This is a genomic window from Waltera acetigignens (assembly GCF_025567015.1).
GTDB lineage: Bacteria > Bacillota > Clostridia > Lachnospirales > Lachnospiraceae > Acetatifactor > Acetatifactor acetigignens.
In genome coordinates this window covers 1-19,997 of the sequence record NZ_JAOQJO010000017.1, presented here as the reverse complement: position 1 = coordinate 19,997, position 19,997 = coordinate 1, and the positions used below count along the sequence as shown (strand labels likewise).

The window sequence follows — 19,997 nt, the reverse complement described above, 5'->3', positions numbered from 1 at the left end:
TCACAGACCATTAGGAAAGGATGAAGAAACAGATGCAGTTACGTGAAATGATAGACAAGTATCCGCAACAGTATATCGCGGTGGCCTATACGAAAAAAGGTATCGACAACCTGATCGAGACAGCAACGGTTTTAAAAGTGTACCCGACCTTGCTGGATGCCTATGATAATCTGTCGGAGATCAAAGCATACAAAAAGAGATACTCCGATTTTGACATTGTATACGGAGACTATGAAGACTATGTATCCACAAGGCGCAAAGTTGTGATGACAAAGACGGATGAAAGACTTACCCAGGAGGAAATCGACAAATTGCTGGCAATGATAGATCACTAAAGGAATACCGATGATCTGCAGGCGGAGATTGCCACAGAAAAATCTGCAATATGCATTTTTATGCGCGATTATGTCAGAGGCGAAAAGGGAAAATGACAATATTTGATTATCTGAAAAAGAATTGTGAAGTGGCGATATATACGGATGAATACGGGAATACCTATATGGAGACGAAGGAATGGGAGTATGAAAAAATTATTTCCGGAGCCATAGAAATCAGCAATAAAGCAGACGATGCTATTGTCTGGCTGATACCGAAAGAAGTTTATGAAAAGCATTCGGAAATTGAGATCGCTATTGCCGGGGATGAGTCAGTCGATCCCGTTCGAAATGTCCGCAGGCCCTATTACCGGATGAGAGGAGTACCCGTAACGGCAGAGCAGGCATTTGATATTATCCGAAGGACGGACAGATTTTTAAATTTTTACGTGAGTGCTGTTCGCAGCCATGAAGATTATATCGGATGTATGAATTTTGAGAACTGTCTCATTCAGAAGAATCATTATCCCACGGGATATGGCTGGATTCGTGCGGATGGAACGATTGGGGCGAATGCGACTACGCAAAAATACCCCACGGTCAGGGAATTTATCGAAGAATGGTATAAACTGCTCTATGCATTTCCTTATCTGAATCTGATCATTGCGGTTACGGGGTGGAACGAAGGACCCTGGGGTGACGAAACGGTATCGGAGGAGGAATTTTGCAAAGAGGTTGCCGTTGGGATATATGTCCATGACAGGAAAATAGAGATCCTGAATCCGCCAAATACCATAGCAAAGTATAAGGAATATAATAAACGCTACGGAACACCGCCTGAGAAATTCGAGCGGGAGTATTACGAGAAGCATAAGTACGAGAGGTATAAGACCGAACAGGCGAATCCGGCGTATTTGAGAAAGTGCATCGAAGCCTATGGGCTGGATGCGGATAAAATCTTGAAAAGGGGATAAGAAAAATGAATAATCCATTTATTGATGTATTTTGTCCACATTGTGGAGAATTTGTGAACCCAATCTATGAAGGGGACTGCCCTAATTGCGGAGAATATATAGGATCTGACGACAATGAGGAATGGGATGACGGGAGTGATGGAGACGGATATTATTTTCATACCTGAACAAAAAACAGCAGATCCCGCCAGATGATCTGCTGCTTTTTCTGTGTATATGAGCGTGAAAAACACACTTCTATCAGAATTTTTCAGCGAAGCTCTTGTAATACTCGTCAAAAAACTCGTTAACCTTTTCCATGATCTTCTTCATAATATTCACCCTTAACCTTTCCAAGACAAATGAACTGTTGACTTTGTTGTTACGCTTAAGGGGTCAGGCCTGACTTCCTTTTGATGATTATAATTTACCATATTGCGCTTATAATGTGAAATACATATAATAGAAGTATAATAATACCTAAAAGGTATAATAAAAGAAAATACAACATGTTACAAAATAGAAAGATTAAGCTGGTTTTTGGAAAAAGCATGGAAGGAGGATGCTGGAAAGATGGAATTGCGGCATATCCGATATTTCAAGGCAGTGGCGGAGGAGAAAAGCTTCACGAAAGCCGCGGAGCAGCTGGCGATCGCGCAGCCGCCCCTGAGCCGTCAGATTCAGGATCTGGAAGCGGAACTGGGTACGACATTGTTCCTTCGGACGCCCCATAAAGTATCCCTGACAGAAGAGGGAGAGCTTTTTCTGCAATATGCCAATCAGATCCTGGATCTGGTAAATCGCTCCGAAGAGGATGTCAGAGAGCGGAAGGAAGGCTTGCAGGGGACGTTGTACATTGCTTCGGTAGAGGGCTGTGGCCCTCGCCTTTTTGCGGAATGGATCGCTGGATTTCAGCAGAGACATCCTCATGTACAGTACAATCTGTGGAACGGCAACACAGATGATGTGAATAACCGCGTAACGAAGGGATTGTGTGAGATTGCCATGATCACGGCCCCTTATAACACAGAGGAATTCCACGTGCTGCCGGTGTATGAAGAACCCTGGGTGGCAGTGATCCCCAAGGGACATGCATTGTATTCCTGGGAAAATGATCCGGTGAAGCCCTCGGAGTTGTTGCCCTATGATCTGTTGATTCCCTCCAGAGAATCCAGAAAAGGTGAAATCGATAAATGGTTCGATGGCACAGGGCATGCTCCGGTGATCCGGGGAAGGATCGCACATATGATGAATGCCTACGAACTGAGCCTCCACGGCGTCGGCATCTCGATCTATCCGGCATCGATTTCCTCCCTGATCCGAGACAAGGACGTCTGCGTGCGGCCGGTGGAGCATCCGAATGCCCATGCGGATTATGCTTTGATCTGGAATAAAAATCATACCCTGTCCCATGTGGCGGAAGAGTTTATCAAATATGTAGAGAGCATTGAGGAACGTAACAGCGTGGAATAGAGGATCTGTGGAAGGAGTCCGGGCGCTGAGCAACGGCAGGCATAAACACAATATACAACCATACACATAAGAAACAAGGGAGAACAGGCATGAACATTACAGTATATCTGGGAGCAAATGAAGGAAAAGATCCGTCATTGAAAACGGCGGTGCGGGAACTCGGCACCTGGATCGGAGAGAGCGGCAGCCGCCTGATCTACGGAGGCTCCAAGTCAGGACTCATGGGAGAACTGGCAGAGAGCGTACTGCAGGCAGGCGGAGAAGTCATCGGCGTGGAGCCACAGTTTTTCATTGATATGGAATACCAGTATGATGAGATCACGGAGCTGATCGTCACGAAGGATATGACAGAACGGAAGACGAAGATGATCGAACTGGGGGATGTATTTATTGCCTTTCCGGGAGGAACCGGCACGCTGGAAGAGATCGCAGAGGTGATGTCCAAGGTGTCTCTGAAGCATTTGACTGCGCCCTGTATCCTCTATAACCTCAATGATTATTATGACGGATTACAGACATTGCTGCGGCATATGACAGAGATGGGGCTGTCCTCCCCGGAGAGACAGGAAGGAATCTATTTTGCAAAGGATCTGTCTGAAATCCGTGAGATTATAAAAAATCAGCGGAGCAATGTAACGATCGCTCCGCCGGAGAATACACAAGGTATGGGAAATCACTTAGGTTAACAGGTCGAAGCCCATTACTACCAGACCCAGGATCACGAGAATCACACCGGTGACACGGTTCAGAGTCTTGGGTGTGGCCTTGTTGGCGAACAGTGCGGCAATCCGGGCCCAGATCAGGGTAAAGATGACGCACAGGATCCATACGGTCCAGTCGGGCATGCCCCCGATGGCAAAATGGGAAACTGCACCGGTCAGAGCGGTAAAAGCCATAATAAAGACGCTGGTTCCCACAGCAGTTTTCAGCTCATAGCCCAGAACAGAAGTCAGGATCAACAGCATCATCATGCCGCCGCCGGCACCGACGAAACCGCAGATAAAGCCGATCAGCATACCGCATACCAGAGACTGAATGGCTCTTTTTTTCGCGGAGACGCCCTGCATGGCTTCTTTGGTGGTCATTACGGGCCGGACGATGAATTTGATACCTAACAGGAAAGTCATGAACACGGAGAAATTCCCCATGGTAGCGGAAGGCACCAGGCTGGATACGTAGCTGCCTACGACGGTGAATACCAGCACACTTCCCATCATGATCAGGCCGTTTTTGACATCAATATTTTTATTTTTCGCATAGGTATAAGCGGATACGGCACTGGCCAGAACGTCCGAGGACAGCGCAATGCCGACGGCCAGATACGGATCCATGCCGAGGAAAGTGATCAGCATGGGACTGATGACGGCAGCAGCGCTCATTCCGGCAAATCCGGTGCCCAGGCCGGCTCCCATGCCGGCGAAAAAAGTGACAAGAATCGTGATTAAAATCTGCATTTATTTATCTCCTTTCAGGATATTGTCCATATTTCTCTCCATGACATGAAGCATGTGGAAAAAGATCTCTTTGCTTGTCTCATCGGTGCCATCTAGCAGAGTATCTTTGAAAATGCTCTGTATCATGCGGCCTTTTTCGATGACATCCTGTGCTTTCTCCGTGCAGAACAGCAGAGTCTTCCGACGGTCATCCGGAGCCTCTCTGCGTTCCAGGTACCCCTCGCACACCAGCTTGTCCACATTGACGGACACCAGATTCGCCTTGATCCGGCGGATCTCCACGACATCACTGGCAGTGTGGTATTCCGGATTATTGCCGAAGAACATGAGAATATCAAAAGCTGTCTGTGGCAGCTTTAACTGCTGGCACAGAGGTTTGCACATGGCGTTGTAAGCCAGATTGAATTTTTGTACGAATTCGATATCAGTATTCATCCGAAGGCCTCCTTACTTAGTATTATACAAAGTGTAATTACTGAAATTACAAAAGTGAATATTTCAAATTTGAAATAATTGCTATATTGCATAGTATTACAGATAGTTTTCGAAGTCAATCATAAGATATTTTATTTCATAAAAAATTTATATTCATTATACTATCGTAAACATCATTTCGATATGTTATAATTTATTTGATGCAAGGGTGCATTCAGAGACTGTGGGCATACAGAAGAAAGTGTCGGGAGGAGACATGAGTATCAATACATATGATGAACAGAAATTCTGGGAGGAAATGGATATCCTGTTTCCGGATATTGTAAAAGCCATTACTTCTCTGGCGAAAAAGTCCTACATATCCATAACCAATCTGCGGAACGGCGTGACATGGTGGTCCGAGAAGACGATGGAATATTTTGGTATGCAGGAGAACTATACCATCTGCGGACAAGAAAAATCAAAAAGATCGATTCATCCGGATGATCTGGAGGATTTCCGGAGGGGATTCCAGGAGAGAGTTGCCGGGAAAAATATGGACGAGCCCTGGGAGTACCGGGTGCGTGACGGAAGCACCTACAACCGGATCAGCGCCAGGGCGAAAATGCTGAATGATAAGGATGGAAAGCCTTTTGTGATCGTAATACGATATAACAACTACGGTATTTCCGACGAGGTGGACGCGACCACCGGATTGCATACGGAACCTGCGCTGGACCGGGAGATCAGGGAATTCCTGGAGGAAAGCGGACAGGGGACTCTGCTGAAGATCGGACTGGATCAGTTCAGTCATATCAATGTTATGTACGGTGCCGCTTTTTCGGATAAGATTCTGAACTGTGCGGCACAGGAGCTGTTGCGCCTGTTAAAGGGAAAAGGATATGTATACCGGCTTTCCGGTGCGAAGTTTGTGATCAGTTTTAAAAAGGTATCCAAAGCGGAACTGCAGCAGATATACGATGAGATCGTAGAAACTTTTGAGAATACAGAGGTAGAAGGCAAAAAGATCCCTCTGAAGGTATCTGCCGGCGCAATATTTATGGAACCTTATATGAAGGAGACAAATGCGGTCCGCAGCCGGCTGACCTACGCGTTGAACCATTCCCGGCTTGAGCATCATGGAGAGCTGGTGATTTTTAATGATGAGGTCTGTGGCAGTGACGAGAACCAGTTTGAGCTGATCGGTGTGATCCATCAGTGTGCTACGCATAACTTTGAAGGCTTCCGGATGTTCTATCAGCCGATTGCCGATACGAAGACCGGCAAGATCCGGGGAATGGAAGCGCTGCTCCGATGGGAACTGGAGCCTTACGGGATGGTGTCCCCCGGTGTGTTCATGGAGTGGCTGGAACAGGATCCTTGTATTTTTGATCTGGGGAACTGGATTCTGCGGACAGCACTTACGGATGTACAGAAGCTGCGCAAGGAGACAGAAGGCTTTTTCGTCAATGTCAATGTGGCGGCGGCACAGCTGGAGCGCAGAGAGTTCCGCAGTGCTGTCATGAATATTTTAAAAGAGACCGGTGCGAAGCCGGAGGAGCTTTGCCTCGAATTGACAGAACGATGCAGAGATCTGGATATTCATTTCCTGCGCGGAGAGGTAGAATTTTTCCATTCCCAGGGGATCAAGATCGCACTGGATGATTTCGGAACAGGCAACAGTTCCTTAAGTCTGGCGCTGGAGCTTCCTTTTGACGAACTGAAGGTAGATATGAGTTTCATCCGTGATATTAAGCAAAAACCTCAGAATCAGGCCATGGTGCAGTCTATCGTGGATTATGCCAGGAGGACAAACACCGAAACCTGTATTGAGGGTATTGAGGATAAGGAAGTCAGCGACTATATCGAGAAATTTGGATCTACCTGGCAGCAGGGATATTACTATTCCAAACCGGTACCCATCGAACAGTTTGAGGAAGTCGTGCGGAAAAACGAGACAGAAAAGGACAGATAACAGCACATGGAAAAGATCCTGTTATTTCATGGAGATACGGAAACAGAGCGGAAGGTACGAAATGTTGCCAATCGTCTGAAAATGAATATGACAAGCATGTCAGATCCTGATCCGGACAGCCTGCTGGAGGATCTGGCGCAGGGCAGAGAGGTCTCACAGGATGTGTCGGCGAATCCGGAGGCGAGTCTGTTGCTGTTCTGCGGACTTCGTGAGAAAAGGCTGGATAAACTCCTGTTTGAACTTCGCCGGGAGGAAGTGACTGTGGAGTACAAGGCGATTCTGACACCGGTCAACCGTACATGGACACTGCGGCATTTATGTCTGGAAATGCAGCGGGAAAAAGCTGCAATCTCAAGAAAATCTTAAGAATTTTTTGTGGACAAACATAGGACTTTAGGGATACAATGTATTTTAGAGTGCCGGTCGAGAGACCGGATAGAACAAACAGATGAAAGGAAGCATTCATGAAAAAGAAAGTACTTGCAGCAATTTTAATTGCAGTAGGCGTTCTGACCGGCTGTGGAAACAGTGAGCCGATCTCTTCTCCGATCCAGACCGTAGAAGCAGAGCCTATTGCTACCGATACCAAGGAGGTAGAGCAGCCTGCCGCAACTGAGTCTTCCGCGGATGAAGTTGCACCGGAGCACTCCTATCGCAGCGAACTTACCAACGAGTGGATCGATGAGGATCTGAAGGATCAGCGTCCCATCGCGGTAATGGTAGATAACGAGAGAACCGCACTGCCTCATTTCGGCACCGCAGATGCAGATGTTGTATATGAGATCATGAACAGTACTCTGAACGACAGAATTACACGTTTCATGGTAGTCGTAAAGGACTGGGAGAAGATCGAGCAGCTGGGTAGTATTCGTAGTGCACGTCCTACCAACTTCATGCTGGCAGCTGAGTGGAACGCAGTTCTCTGCCATGATGGTGGCCCTTACTTCATCAATGACTGGGTAGCAAAAGATTATTCCGCTAACTTCAGTGGTGGTTTCGCCCGTTTCAACAATGGTAAGGCAACTGAGTTTACCGAGTATATTACTTATGATACCTATACCAACAGCCAGAAGGGCAAGACCTATGACGGTCTGAAGCAGCGTTTTGCAAATTCCAAGTATACCACTACTTACAATGATTACTATCAGGGACCTCACTTCAAATTTGCAGACGGAGAAGTTACTTTTGATGATAGAAGTGATGCTATCAGCGCTACTACCATTGAGCTTCCTTTCAAGCACAACGGTTCTACTCTGAAGTACAACGAAGAGACCGGAACCTATGATTACTATGAGTATGGTTCTGCACACAAGGATGCTGACAGCAATGCACAGCTCACTTTCGAGAACGTTATTCTGCAGGATACCACTTTTGCAGAACTGGGTGAAGGCTACCTGATCTACAATGCCATCGACTCCGGACGCTCTGGTTACTACATTACTCAGGGTAAGGCTATCGAAGTTACCTGGACCAAGTCTTCCGAGAATGCTATCACACATTACTATGATGCGAAGACCGGTGAGGAGATCCAGATCAATACCGGTAAGACCTATATCTCTCTGATCCCCAGCGATGGTTGGAGCAGCCTTGTAATCAAATAAGTCTGATCATGACCGCAGAATTAAGAATAAGATCCCTTCCGCAGGCAGATGCCGTGGGAGGGATTTTTTGTATATAGGGGTGATGAATATAAAAGATAATAAATAAGTATTTTGATGCGTGAAACCCTAAAAATGCCGTGGAAACCACTGAAAAATTAACGTATAATACAATTTAGATTAAGAAAGACATATCTAAGAACAACTTAGGAGTGATGGCAATGAAAACGGCTAAAAAATATAATCCGGATCTGATATTGCACGGAAATCTGATCAGAGCGATCCTGTCTCTGGCAATTCCCGTAGTGATCAACAGCTTTTTGCAGACAATGTATAACCTGACGGATACTTATTGGCTGGGGAAGATCGGCACGGAGCAACTGGCGGCGATCAACCTGGTGACACCGATGCAGAATATCATTACGAATTTCGGCAGCGGTATCACCGTGGCCGGTGCAGTTCTCATTGCGCAGTATATCGGTGCCGGGGAAAAAGAGGATGCCAGATCCATGGCAAATCAGATATTTGCCTGTGCCATGGGATTTGCCGTGGTCTGTGCCACACTGTGTTTTCTGGGAACACCCGCTATCATCAACTGGCTGGGAGCTGACGGAGGAACTGCATATTATGCAAGAGTTTATCTGCGGGTGGTCATCTGGGATATGCCCTTTTTATATATGGTCAACATTTTTTCCGCAATACATCAGGCACAGGGAGATACGGTGCGCCCCATGTTCCTTAATCTGGGAGGTATTACGCTGAATCTGTTCCTGGATCCGTTTTTCATGATCATCCTGGATCTGGGAACTGCCGGTGCAGCACTGGCAACGCTATTGGCGAAAGCGATTCCGGCCATGGTGGCTTTCGGACTTCTGTGCAGACAGGAAAATGATATCTGCCTGAACCGTGCGTACATGCGATTACAGAAGGAAAAACTGGGAATGATCCTTAAGATCGGTCTGCCTACCGCTATCGGCGGAAGTACCATGCAGCTGGGATTTCTGCTGATGAGTAAAAACGTGTTTGTCTACGGGACGGAAGCCATGGCGGCTTATGGCATCGGCAACAAAGTGAATGGACTGATCACGCTGCCCTCCAATGCCATCGGCTCGGCAACGGCCACCATCGTGGGGCAGAACATGGGAGCGAAGCAGCCGGACCGTGCAGAGAAGGGGTATCGTTTTTCCATGTGGATATCGGTTGTATTTTTGTTCATAGGTGGTATGATTTTATCAAGAGATATGATCTCCACGGCTATTGTCAGGATCTTCTCTAAGGATGCGGAAGTCGTGGGCATGGCAGCGGACTTTTTAAGTGTTATGGCATTCTGGTGCTTTACCAATGGCGTATACAATACGACCTCCGGTTTGTTCCAGGGAACCGGCCATACGGAGGTGACCATGGCCATCGATGTGACCAGATTGTGGGTATTCCGTTTCCTGACACTGTGGTTCTGCGAGAGCGTCCTGCATATGGGCGTGCGCAGTGTCTGGTATTCCGTGGTGATCAGTAATGGCATTTCTGCGTTGATCCTGTATGTTTTGTACCGCTGTGGCATCTGGAAGAAGACCAGGATCAAGGTGGGAAAAGAGGAAGCCACTTAAGGAGTACTATGGAGAATAAGAAATCCCATAAGAAAAGTTTTCGAATTTATTTAAGCATCGTTGCAGTTCTTTTACTGCTTCAGGTCGTTGCCTGGAGCAGCAGAAGCCTCAGCGATGCTTATATTGATTATATTTTCCCAATCTGGGTCAATACCTACGGAAGGATTACAGGGTTGTTTCCTTTTTCCGTGGGCGAATGGTTGATCGTGGCAGGGATTCTGGTGGTGCTTGCTGCGGTTGTGCTGGGATGCAGTTTGCTGATTCCGGCGTGCAGACATTCGGAAAAGTACTGCCGGGGAGTGAAGGGATATTTTGGTTTTTTTGCATGGACGTTGCTTGCCGTATTTGCCATTATGACGCTGAATTGTACCATGATCTATCATGGGTCTACATTTTCGGAGAAATATTTCGGTGAAGAGGAAGCGCAGGAGCAGACAACACAGGAACGAACGGAGGAACTGCTTCGGATCTACAATGATATCGTCCGGCACTGTAATGAGCTCAGTGAGGTCATGGAACGGGATGACAGTGGTGCCGTGGTGTACTCGGGTGGTGTGGACAGCCGGGGTAATGCGGTGGATATGGAGGATAAAGCCATCGATGTGATGCAGAGCCTGGGGAAAAGGTATGACCAGCTGGATGGTTATTATCCCCGGCCGAAGGCTATGTTTTTCTCGGATTTCATGTGTCAGATGTATATGTGTGGCTATTATTTCCCGTTTTCCATGGAGGCAAATTACAATGATGTCATGTACATCATGGAAAAACCGGCAACCATGTGTCATGAGCTGTTTTATCCCCAATTAGGTGTAAAACTCTGCTCGATGGCGGGCGGCGGCGTACAAAAAATCTATATGGTGTTGTTAAGAGAACCGTCCCGGCGGGACAGGTCAGGCAGTGACCTGTTCCACCTCCGGGATGGGTTTGAGATTAAAATGAATTTCGATAGAAATGTGTCTTGTTTTATCTTCGTCAATGCGTTCATGCACGACGATTTCTTTGATTAAGCGGTTGAGGGTGGCTGCGTCCAGCTCTGTGATGTTGGCATATTCCTGAATGGCTTCCACCCATTGTTTTGCGTCATTGGCAAGCTGGATTTCATCGGACAGCCGCTTTCTGCCCTCGGACACTCTGGTTTTAAGCTCCGTCTGCTCGGTCTGTGTCTTTTCCAACATGGTGTTGAAATTCTGCTCACTGATACGCCCTGCAATCATATCCTCATAAAGCCGCATTACCATTTTGTCCAGAACCTCAATCCGTTCTTCGTCCCTTGTAAGGGAGCGTTCCATTGCTTCCCGCTGTTCCCGCTGCTCTGCTTCACAGGTATTGGTCAGGCGGTCGGCAACCGCTTCCCCGTCCATCAGGGCAGCTCTGGCACATTCCCGGATTTTCCGCAGCACATGGCTGTAAAGGGTGTCATAATCAATCCGGTGCTGGGTGCAGTGGTTTTTTCCAAAGGCGTTGTAGGTCTTGCAGGAATAAATCCGCTGGGGATGTTTTGCGTTTGTGTAGCGTACCGTCAGCGACTTCCCACACTCGCCGCATTTTAACAGTCCGGCAAACAGGCTGATTTCATTGGTCTGCCCCGGACGCTGACGGGATTTCAGCTTGTTCTGCACAATGTCAAAGCTCATGCGGTCAATCAGCGGTTCATGCTGTCCCTCCACCACAATCCAGTCCTCCGGCTTCTTTTCCCCTATCGTGCCGATTTTGAAGCGGTAGTCCTTTTTCTGGGAAGCAATCGCCCCAGTGTAGACGGGATTCATCAAAAGGTCTTTGATAACGGAGAAGTCCCACATATACCGTCCGTTTTCCGGGTCTTTCTTTTCCCATTTTGTGCTGGTATTGCGAAGCCCCCGTTCCCGGTTCCACCATGTGGGGCAGGGGATTTTTTCTTCCTCCAGCCGTCTGCGGATATAGTTGGGACCATGACCGTTTAGGGCATATCCGAAAATCAGCCGCACAATCGGGGCGGTTTCCTCATCAATGAGCAGATGGTTTTTGTCCTCCGGGTCTTTCCGATACCCAAACGGGGCAAGACACCCGGTAAACTGTCCTTTCTGCGCTTTCAGAAGATAAGAGGAATGGACTTTCTTGGAAATATCCTTGCTGTACATCTCGTTCAGGATATTCTTGAACGGGGCAATATCGTTGTTATCCCGCAGGGTGTCGATACCGTCATTCATGGCGATATAGCGGACACCATTTCTTGGAAAAAAGTCCTCAATCAAATGCCCGGTTTGCAGATAGTTACGCCCCAGTCGGCTGAGGTCTTTCGTGATGACAAGGTTGATTTGCCTGCGCTCAATGGCTCTCAACATTCTCTGTAAATCAGGACGCTCCATATTAAGACCTGTGAAGCCATCGTCCTGATAGACTGCCACAACCTCCCATCCCTGCTTTTCGCAGTATTTTTCCAGCATATCCCGCTGGTTTGCGATACTGGCACTTTCGCCTTGCAGGTCATCGTCCTTTGACAGCCTGCAATAGACCGCCGCACGATAGCCCCCGGCAAGTGCTTTCCCGATGCTTCTGTATTCGATTTCGTTCATCATAGCCATTTACCCACACAATCCAGACGGTATCTGGCTCTTTTGAACCTCATCTTCATTATACTCCATATCTTTCTTTTTAGCAAGATATTCTTTTATATTTGTTTTGCCGTATTTCTGGGAAATCAGGCTGACGAACACATCGGTGGCGTCCAGCTCCCCGTCAAATACAGTGGTCACATGAATCTCCGTTTTGTTTTTTGCCATAGGCAGTTATCCTCCATACATGAAAATAGCCAGACAGAGGGTGTCGGCAACGAAGTCCGGCAACGGGCTTCAAAAGACCTTGCAAACAATCTCAATCTGGCACTACTTACTATTTATACTTTTCTTTTATTTTTCTGTTGTTTTGGTTGTTATAAGGGAGAAAAGCTGATAGTTTCGGGGTTTTCCCCGGCAACCGGCTCGGCAACGGGATAGCAACAGGGGATGCAACGGGCTGTCATTTTCAGAATGGAAGCTCCATCTGTTCTGTGACCTCCACAAAACCGTCCATCGTTTTTTCAGACGGGTTGCCGGAGTCCGTTGCCGGGTTTTCACGCTCCCATCCCTTTTGTCTGCCATATTCGGAAAACATCCTTGGGTTCGGGAAGTACCGCCAGCGGTCAATGCATTGGTTCATAATCTCGTTGATTTCCCGGATTTCCCATTGCTTCGGCTCGTCAAAGGCATGGTTCAAGGCTTCCTTGTAGAGCTGCTTGGAGCAGACCATGCTCCCGGTGTACTTATCAAGATACGCCTGTATCATTCCGGCTTTGGTGTCCTCCGGCATAAAATCCCGCTGGTGTTCTTTGAGATACCGCTGCATGGCGGGGCTGAAAGCCAGCTTGAACCTGCCGCTTCGGTAAATCTCCATCGCTTCCGCCCACATCTGCTCGATATAGGCTCTGGAAGCAGCTTCGTCCTCCAAAATGTGAACCTCGGCTTGCTCCGGGTACACCATGACGGGGATAAAGCGGCGGTTGCCGGAACGGTCAAGGGGAAGAAAATCAAGGGCATTGGAAGTGCCGCCAAACACGCACTGACGGGGGCGGTCTGCCGGGTGGGTTTCATAGGGTATCTTGTAAACCTCTTTCTGCCGGCTTAAAAATGACTTGATTTCCTCAATGCTCTTGGCGTTGGCGGTTGCCATCATTTCCGACATTTCGATAATCCAGTGACCTTGCAGCTTGCGGTACACATTGTCATCGTCCAACTTCCGCAAATCATCGGAGAACCACTCGTCCCGGACTGCCAGCAGACGGAAGAAGGTGGACTTGCCAGCCCCCTGACCGCCTACCAGACAGAGCATGATTTCAAATTTGCATCCCGGCTGAAAGGCTCGTGAGATTGCACCCAGCAGGAACAGCTTCAACGCTTCATAGGTGTAATCGTCTGCGTCAGCCCCCAGAAAGTGCCGCAGGCAGAAACGGATTCGCTCTGTCCCGTCCCACACAAGGGTACTTAAATAGTCCCGGATGGGATGGTACTTGTTTTCATTCGCCACAATCCCGATGGCGTTATCAATCTTTTTCTCATTGGTAAGCCCGTAGGTTTCTTCCAGATAAAGAAGCAGATACTTCATGTCCGTATCGTTCAGGGCTGTGCTTTCCCTGTGGAAGCCGATGGGCTTTATGATGTCCTTGCGGTCGGTCAGGATGTTGTATGCGATAGCCCCGGAAAGCAGCGGGTCACGCTGGAATACGGTCAGGCAGTTCCGTATGCTCTGACGGACACCGCCTTTCTCGGTAGTTTCCAGCCCCGCCTTGATTTCAGGGGCGCTCTGTGGCGGCTGCATGGCGTTCATGGTGTTTTTTAGTTCTTGCTGCGTCTGCGGCTGCAAGCTCTGCCATTCGCTGTTCAAGCTGTATCACATCCTTTCCGTAGTCCGTAATCAAAGCCGCTTTTTCCTCTGTTTCCCCGAACAGCAGCACATCCAGCAGATATTCCACTTGGTCTTGCTTCTGTAAGGCTTCCACAAACCGGGGATGAAAGATTTCCTCTGGGGAGTGCGGGGCATATTCCTTTCTCCACACTCGGAGTAGGTGGAGATAATCGGCAAGGATACGGAAGCAATGGTTTTTTGCTTCCTGAAACTGTTCCTCCGGGGATTTCTGCCGGGACTTGGGCTTTTTTGCCTTTCCCGGCGGTTTCCAGTCCTCATAGGAAAGCCCGAAGTCCTGTGCCAGTTGTACGGCGGCTTCTTTCTTTCCCAGCCCATACAGGGCGGCGGCAAAATCAATCACATCCCCATCCGCACCGCAGCCGAAGCAGTGGTAACGCCGATCCAGCTTCATGCTTGGGGTTTTATCGTTATGGAACGGACAGCAAGCCATCCCGTTCCGACCTACATGGATTCCATAATGCTCCGCAGCCTGTCTTGTTGTGACGGACTGCTTCACAGCTTCAAATACATTCAAATCTGTCCCTCCTTGAAAATAAGAAAAGCACCTGACATTCTCAATCTGAAAATGGCAAGTGCCTGTTAAAGTTCCATATCCTGTTGTTTGTGTTTCGTCTGTGCCGGGACAGTTCTTTGTGCTTTTTTCTCGTCTGCCTTATCCTGCAAGACTTCTTTGATGGGCTGCTTCTTGGGCGGCTCTTTGCTTTCTTCTGTGCCGGGGGTGGCTTTCCGTACCCAGTAGCGGATGTCCCGCAGCTTCTTCAAATCCTCCTGTACCTCGGTCAGTGGTACTTTCAGCTCTGCAATTTCTTCCAGAAGTTTTTCCTGCTCCTCTTGCAGCTCCTTTTGGGTACTGTCCTTATCGTCTGGGTGCTTGGCAAGGTAGGCGGCGGCTTTCGCATACCGGGCAACCTCCGGGTGTTCCTGTTTGAATTTCTCCTTTGTTTTCTTAAAAAATATCTTCTGGTACTTCTCATAGACAGGCTTACATTCCTTGCAGGCTGTCTGGCTGGCAAGAATCCCGTCAATCACTTTGCTGCGGGCTTCCTTTGGCTTCATCTGATTGCGGTAATCTGCGGCTGATTTCCCGGAAGATTCCAGAAATGCTTCTAAGTCCTCCACAGTGGAAAGCCCCTTTTGCCGAAGATAGGACAGGGCTTCGCTGACTGCCTTTAAGTCCTGTGAAGTCCCCCGGTTCTGTCCAGCCCTTGTCCAGTCCTTCCGTTCTTCCTTTCGTATCTCCATGTACTTCATCAGCAGATTGGGAAGAAGTGTCGCTTCCTCCGCCGCCTTTTGTGCAAGCAGCTCTTTCCGTTTTTCTCCCAGCTCGGTAATCCAGCCTTTGAGGTTTTGGATAAGCTGCCGGATGGACTTCATCAGACTGTTGGCGGCTCTGATTTCCCGGTTCAGGTTTCCGATATTCGTCTGGATTCCACGCTTTTCCATCTGCCGGACAGCAGCCCCCTCATGGACAGTGGGGACAATATCAAGCCCCTGTCTGGCATAGGAACGCAAGTCCACACGCTCCGGACGGTCATTGGCTTCCAGATAGCGGTTCTGGATGACCTCCCATTCATGCCGCCAGATTTCGCAATACTTCTGGTCGTTCCAATCCACCGTATCCTCCTTGTGGCTTTTCCATCTGCCGGACGGAAGTTTTATCCGTTCCCCGTTTTCGTCAAGGTCATAAACCTTGCGGCTCTTGGGAAGCCATTTTCCATGTTCGTCCATTGCCCTCATAGTGAGCATGACATGGGCGTGGGGATTGTGTCCCGGCGGATGGGGGTCATGGATGGCAAAGTCAGCAATCATGCCTTTGGAAACAAACTGCTTCTGGCAAAACTCCCGGACAAGGACAGCATACTGGTCGGGCGGTATCTCTCTGGGGATGGTAAGCACCCACCGCCTTGCAAGCTGGGAGTTCCATTGTTTTTCCACCGCTTCGGCGGCGTTCCACAAAGTATTGCGGTCTGCATATTCCTGTGGGGCATTAGGTGGGAGCAGGATTTCATTGTGGACGATACCACGCTTTTCCGGGTAGTGCTTCACTTGCTGGTCATATTCACAGAACAGTTTTTCGCCACTCTGGTAAGCAGCGGCGGCAACCGCAGACTGCCGCTGGCTGCGCTGAACAATCGTGATTTCGTTGTGTGGACAGGGCATTTCGTGTCCCTCCTTTCGCTAATTGGTGGACGGGGTGGCGTTTTACCACCTCATTTTGGGCAGAAAAAAAGCAGGAAACCTTTCTTTCAGATTTCCTGCTCGGTGTGCCGCTGTGTGGGCGGCGGGTATTTAGTTGTAAAAGTTCGGGACAAGTTGACCCGATGTGAAGCTGACGAACTGGAATTTATTTGTTGTTATTTTCTATCAATCCCCAAAACATCATAGTATTCATCACTATACTCAATGCCACTATTGTCAAAGCGAGATTGCAGTTCTTTTACATAGTCATAAGGGTTATCAATAGGGGAAATTTCTAATTCTGTTTCAAGATAACTTAATGTCGCTTTCTGTTCCTCTGTGCGGATTGCTTCTTCCTCTTTGAGGTGTTTTTCAAATTTGTCTTTGTCCATCCAAATAATCTGCTCAATAGGATTAGTAGAACCACAAGCAAGAATAAGTCTCATAAAATCCTCAAAGGTTCTTGCCAGTGGATAAACAAAAACATCTGCACAAGTATCAGGATTGCAGGCAAAAACCATTTCCCCATACGGCTCAATAAAGCAATACATAATACTTCCTTCAAAACCTATTGCCTTTGCATTGGTCGGATAGCAGAAGTAAGAATAAATATCTTCAACTTGTTCAAGACAAATCAAAGAGCCATTTATATTCAGTTCTTTGTATTGGTCAAAAAGTGTTTCCATTTTATCACACTCCTTTACAACTTCTAATTTTTCAGTTCTACAAGTTGGAAGTTGTCGCTATGAAATTTCTTTTTCATCATCTCTTGGTGGTCGGACATAACATAACATTTCTTTTTCACAAGCACCAAATTTTGAGAAATTGGATTTCGCTTCTTTTAGCGTTATTCCATGATTAGAGTCGCTTGGTTCGTTATCAGAAGCAATGAACGGGTCATTCTCCCAAAAACAAACGGGGCAAATATACCCACAATCTTCATTTGCCGGAACATTATAGGTAAAATATCCGCAGCAAGGACATTGGTATTTTTTCATATAAACCTCACGTTTAAGCCTTGACCTCAAATTCCTGATTTATTTCTGACTTTATTATACTTCATCGACTATCGAAAAGATAGCATATTTTATGAAACTTGTCGGCTGGGAACAGCTTGCACCGCAAGGTGTCCCCAACAGGCAAGTCCACAAAAGGGTAGCTGGCTGCAGCCAGCGCAGGGGAAGTGTAGCGTCCCCTGTTTGATTTGGAGCAGACCATGACTGCGGAAAATCACAGCCCTCCGGCGAGGAGCCTTCGGAGAACGCAATGCACCAACCTTTGGGTGGTGTATAATTGCGCCCTTAGTAAACTAAGGGGGTTCCGGCATCTCCCGTTCCAGCAGTTTTTTCAATAGTTCCTGCGTGTCCTGTCTGTGAAAAATGAGTTTCAACAACAGCATGACATCATCATCTGTCAGGCGTTCCGGCTCTTGCAGAAAACTTTCCAGCATACCGCCACGGGTACAGAGCCGGTGCGTCCGTTCCTTTCGGGTAAGCTGTTTCAACTGGTGCTGCAATGCCTTTTCATCATTGATGGCTTTCCGCAGTTTCTTTTCGCTTTTTTCCAACTCCCGATTGAGTTTTTCCAGCTTTGAGGTATCAGGCAAGGGCAGCGTCCTCCTTTCCCGGTATCAGCACATAAATCCGGTTTGGTTCTCCAATGCCCTGACGCACCCGCATGATAAGTCCGGCAGTTTCCAGTTCATTCAGAGAACGCTTGACCGTCATGGAGCTGCGGGACAGGACTGCGGCAATGGCTGTGACAGGGAAGCAGACAAAGAGGATTCCGTTCTCGTCCTCCTGCCCTTTGGAGAGCATAGCGTCCAGCATCCGGCAGTACATGACCTTTGCGGTGCTGCTGACTGGAAATCCTGTCAACGCTCTGGGAAAAGGCATACAGGGCGGCAATGGTGTGTCTATCGTCATAAATTCAAAATTCATTCTGTGTGTTCCTCCTTTTTCTTTGCTCGTTTGGATAAATAACAGGGGCAGTCAATCACAACCGCCCGGAAGCTCTGCTTGCACCCATGCTGGCATTTCCGGCATAATTCGTTGTAAGTGACACGCCCCCGGTCATTGAGGTAAAAGGAAAGCTCATACTTCCTCTTTTTGCTCATTCTCGGCATATTGCGCTTCCTCCCGTTTTAGTGTATGGTTTCGGGGCGATTTTCGGTAAAATTACAGCCATAGAGCCGCTTAAAATCTCCCGAAGTATCAGCGATAGGGTAGACTGTCCCCCTATCAGATTGTTGTGTTTCGGTATCATTTCGGTGTCAGTTCGCCAGTTCTCCCCGGTGTCGTTCCTCCCCTGAATCTCACAGCGGCGTATCGCTCCCTTTGGTACGCTCGTTTTGGTCAGGGTTCCTCCATATCCCTGCCAAAATTCATGGCGCTACATCGCCGGGGAAGCATATCCCACACAGGCTGGTCATTCGATTGGAATAATCCATCGATGAACTACCTGTATCATAGAACATTTTTGTGCCCTGTGCCGTATGTCCACAAAGTAGGAATTAGGGGTAAAAATCAGAAATTTCCACGATTGCGGAAAGTGTGATATAATCCAGATAAGCGGCAGCAATCAAACCACCGGAAAGGAGCGTGCGCCCATGAAAGGAGCGACAAGCATACAGGAACGCCTTTGGGAACTCCGCAAGGACAAAGGCTTAAATCTGGAAGAGTTGTCAGAGTTGACGGGTATTTCCAAATCAGCTCTTGGAAGTTATGAGAAAGAGGATTATAAAGAAATCAATCATGGCAACCTTATCACACTGGCAGACTTCTATGGGGTTTCCGTTGATTATCTGCTGTGCCGGACAGAGAACAGGGAGCAGATCAACACGCCATTGACGGAGTTGCATTTGAATGATGAGATGGTTGCTCTCCTGAAAAGCGGTCGGATTAACAACCGTCTGCTCTGTGAGCTTGCCACACATAAAGATTTTATCAAGTTTCTTGCGGACATTGAGATTTATGTGGACGGGATTGCCACCATGCAGATTCAAAACCTCAATGCCCTTGTTGATACTGTCCGACATGAAATCATTGAACGGTATCGCCCTGGCGAAGACGACCCCCATTTGAAAGTGCTACAAGCCGCCCATATCAGTGATGATGAATATTTCAGTCAGATGGTACGGGATGACCTCAACCTCATTATCCGGGATATTCGAGAAGCCCATAAAAAGGACAGTGAGAGTGCACCCCAGACCACTGTTGCCAATGAACTGAAAGAAAATCTGGAAGCGGTCGAAAATTTCAAGGGCAGCCGGGATGAAAAGCTGGTTGTCCTTTACTGTAAACAGCTCGGTATCAACTATAAAAATCTGTCAGACGAAGAATTTCGCTGGCTGATTCGGATTCTCAAAAAATCAAAGAAAATGGGAACGCCTATCAGCCAAAGGAAAAAACGGTAAAGAAAAACCGCTGTTGCATGGTTTGTTGGCTTCCATGTAGCAGCGGTTTTTGCTGGGATTATTCAGTTGAATTTTTAGAACGACAAACTGGAAGTGAACAAAATCGCTGCGCGATGGCCTGCCAAGGCTGTGGCGCAGTTTTTCTACTTTTTCTAAAAAAGGCAGTTGATTACTTCTTGAAA

The 19,997-nt window shown here is 47.8% G+C and carries 24 protein-coding genes; 11 read left to right on the top strand and 13 right to left on the bottom strand.

From position 1 onward, the window contains the following. The first annotated feature begins 32 nt into the window (after positions 1–32). The 5 genes from OCV96_RS15005 to OCV96_RS14985 all read left to right on the top strand — a co-directional run bounded on the left by OCV96_RS15005 (position 33) and on the right by OCV96_RS14985 (position 3,426). Positions 33–335, top strand: coding sequence for a hypothetical protein (locus tag OCV96_RS15005; protein ID WP_022312548.1), 303 nt, complete (start codon positions 33–35; stop codon positions 333–335). 92 nt (positions 336–427) lie between these two features. After that, positions 428–1,288, top strand: coding sequence for a hypothetical protein (locus OCV96_RS15000; RefSeq protein ID WP_262594818.1), 861 nt, complete (start codon positions 428–430; stop codon positions 1,286–1,288). A gap of 5 nt (positions 1,289–1,293) precedes the next feature. Continuing rightward, positions 1,294–1,455, top strand: a complete 162-nt coding sequence (locus OCV96_RS14995) for a hypothetical protein (protein ID WP_022312546.1) — start codon at positions 1,294–1,296, stop codon at positions 1,453–1,455. A 385-nt stretch (positions 1,456–1,840) separates the two neighbouring features. Next, the gene (locus OCV96_RS14990) at positions 1,841–2,740 is read left to right on the top strand and encodes a LysR family transcriptional regulator (protein ID WP_262594817.1); all 900 of its coding nucleotides are present in this window, start codon (positions 1,841–1,843) and stop codon (positions 2,738–2,740) included. 89 nt (positions 2,741–2,829) lie between these two features. Then, a complete protein-coding gene (locus OCV96_RS14985; protein ID WP_262594816.1) occupies positions 2,830–3,426 on the top strand; it encodes an LOG family protein in 597 nt (198 codons plus the stop codon). Here OCV96_RS14985 and OCV96_RS14980 read toward each other — a convergent pair. Then, the gene (locus OCV96_RS14980; RefSeq protein ID WP_262594815.1) at positions 3,418–4,194 is read right to left on the bottom strand and encodes a sulfite exporter TauE/SafE family protein; all 777 of its coding nucleotides are present in this window, start codon (positions 4,192–4,194) and stop codon (positions 3,418–3,420) included. The genes OCV96_RS14985 and OCV96_RS14980 overlap by 9 nt on opposite strands. Then, positions 4,195–4,629, bottom strand: coding sequence for a MarR family winged helix-turn-helix transcriptional regulator (locus OCV96_RS14975; RefSeq protein WP_262594814.1), 435 nt, complete (start codon positions 4,627–4,629; stop codon positions 4,195–4,197). Between the two features lie 256 nt (positions 4,630–4,885). Here OCV96_RS14975 and OCV96_RS14970 point away from each other — a divergent pair, with 256 nt between their 5' ends. From OCV96_RS14970 to OCV96_RS14950, 5 genes are all read left to right on the top strand, one after another. Further along, positions 4,886–6,583, top strand: coding sequence for an EAL domain-containing protein (locus OCV96_RS14970; RefSeq protein ID WP_262594813.1), 1,698 nt, complete (start codon positions 4,886–4,888; stop codon positions 6,581–6,583). A gap of 6 nt (positions 6,584–6,589) precedes the next feature. Then, positions 6,590–6,949 carry a DUF3783 domain-containing protein gene (locus tag OCV96_RS14965; RefSeq protein ID WP_262594812.1) on the top strand — a complete coding sequence of 120 codons (360 nt, stop codon included), beginning with the start codon at positions 6,590–6,592 and terminating at the stop codon, positions 6,947–6,949. Positions 6,950–7,047: 98 nt separating this feature from the next. Beyond that, positions 7,048–8,184 (top strand): DUF3048 domain-containing protein, encoded by a 1,137-nt coding sequence (locus tag OCV96_RS14960; protein ID WP_118669161.1) that lies wholly within the window; start codon positions 7,048–7,050, stop codon positions 8,182–8,184. A gap of 218 nt (positions 8,185–8,402) precedes the next feature. After that, complete coding sequence (locus OCV96_RS14955; protein ID WP_262594811.1) at positions 8,403–9,785, top strand: MATE family efflux transporter; 1,383 nt, start codon at positions 8,403–8,405, stop codon at positions 9,783–9,785. An 8-nt stretch (positions 9,786–9,793) separates the two neighbouring features. Further along, the gene (locus OCV96_RS14950) at positions 9,794–10,792 is read left to right on the top strand and encodes a DUF3810 domain-containing protein (RefSeq protein ID WP_262594810.1); all 999 of its coding nucleotides are present in this window, start codon (positions 9,794–9,796) and stop codon (positions 10,790–10,792) included. On the opposite strand, the gene OCV96_RS14945 is transcribed toward OCV96_RS14950, so the two are convergent. The 10 genes from OCV96_RS14945 to OCV96_RS14900 form a co-directional block, all read right to left on the bottom strand. Next, entirely contained in the window at positions 10,676–12,346 is a 1,671-nt protein-coding gene (locus OCV96_RS14945; RefSeq protein ID WP_262594809.1) for a recombinase family protein, read from the bottom strand. The two genes, OCV96_RS14950 and OCV96_RS14945, sit on opposite strands and share 117 nt — an antisense overlap. Beyond that, positions 12,347–12,544, bottom strand: coding sequence for a hypothetical protein (locus OCV96_RS14940; RefSeq protein ID WP_117963110.1), 198 nt, complete (start codon positions 12,542–12,544; stop codon positions 12,347–12,349). Between the two features lie 241 nt (positions 12,545–12,785). Continuing rightward, positions 12,786–14,123 (bottom strand): virulence-associated E family protein, encoded by a 1,338-nt coding sequence (locus OCV96_RS14935; RefSeq protein ID WP_262594857.1) that lies wholly within the window; start codon positions 14,121–14,123, stop codon positions 12,786–12,788. Further along, entirely contained in the window at positions 14,089–14,736 is a 648-nt protein-coding gene (locus OCV96_RS14930; RefSeq protein WP_040341772.1) for a CHC2 zinc finger domain-containing protein, read from the bottom strand. The genes OCV96_RS14935 and OCV96_RS14930 overlap by 35 nt, the downstream gene beginning before the upstream one ends. Positions 14,737–14,801: 65 nt before the next feature. Then, a complete protein-coding gene (gene mobQ, locus OCV96_RS14925) occupies positions 14,802–16,382 on the bottom strand; it encodes a MobQ family relaxase (RefSeq protein ID WP_006873178.1) in 1,581 nt (526 codons plus the stop codon). A gap of 194 nt (positions 16,383–16,576) precedes the next feature. Then, a complete protein-coding gene (locus tag OCV96_RS14920) occupies positions 16,577–17,086 on the bottom strand; it encodes a hypothetical protein (RefSeq protein WP_006873177.1) in 510 nt (169 codons plus the stop codon). A 57-nt stretch (positions 17,087–17,143) separates the two neighbouring features. Then, positions 17,144–17,398, bottom strand: a complete 255-nt coding sequence (locus tag OCV96_RS14915) for a CPCC family cysteine-rich protein (protein ID WP_006575072.1) — start codon at positions 17,396–17,398, stop codon at positions 17,144–17,146. 311 nt (positions 17,399–17,709) lie between these two features. After that, the gene (locus OCV96_RS14910) at positions 17,710–18,006 is read right to left on the bottom strand and encodes a DUF3847 domain-containing protein (RefSeq protein ID WP_005927679.1); all 297 of its coding nucleotides are present in this window, start codon (positions 18,004–18,006) and stop codon (positions 17,710–17,712) included. Beyond that, the gene (locus tag OCV96_RS14905; RefSeq protein ID WP_005927681.1) at positions 17,999–18,340 is read right to left on the bottom strand and encodes a DeoR family transcriptional regulator; all 342 of its coding nucleotides are present in this window, start codon (positions 18,338–18,340) and stop codon (positions 17,999–18,001) included. Before OCV96_RS14905 ends, OCV96_RS14910 begins: the two co-directional genes overlap by 8 nt. Next, the gene (locus OCV96_RS14900) at positions 18,337–18,525 is read right to left on the bottom strand and encodes a hypothetical protein (protein WP_005927683.1); all 189 of its coding nucleotides are present in this window, start codon (positions 18,523–18,525) and stop codon (positions 18,337–18,339) included. The genes OCV96_RS14905 and OCV96_RS14900 overlap by 4 nt, the downstream gene beginning before the upstream one ends. 483 nt (positions 18,526–19,008) lie before the next feature. Between OCV96_RS14900 and OCV96_RS14895 the strand changes: the two genes are divergently transcribed. Further along, positions 19,009–19,815 carry a helix-turn-helix domain-containing protein gene (locus tag OCV96_RS14895; RefSeq protein WP_009323504.1) on the top strand — a complete coding sequence of 269 codons (807 nt, stop codon included), beginning with the start codon at positions 19,009–19,011 and terminating at the stop codon, positions 19,813–19,815. Here OCV96_RS14895 and OCV96_RS14890 read toward each other — a convergent pair. Then, on the bottom strand, positions 19,771–19,997 hold a 227-nt coding region (locus OCV96_RS14890; RefSeq protein WP_262594808.1), incomplete at its 5' end, for a hypothetical protein. The genes OCV96_RS14895 and OCV96_RS14890 overlap by 45 nt on opposite strands.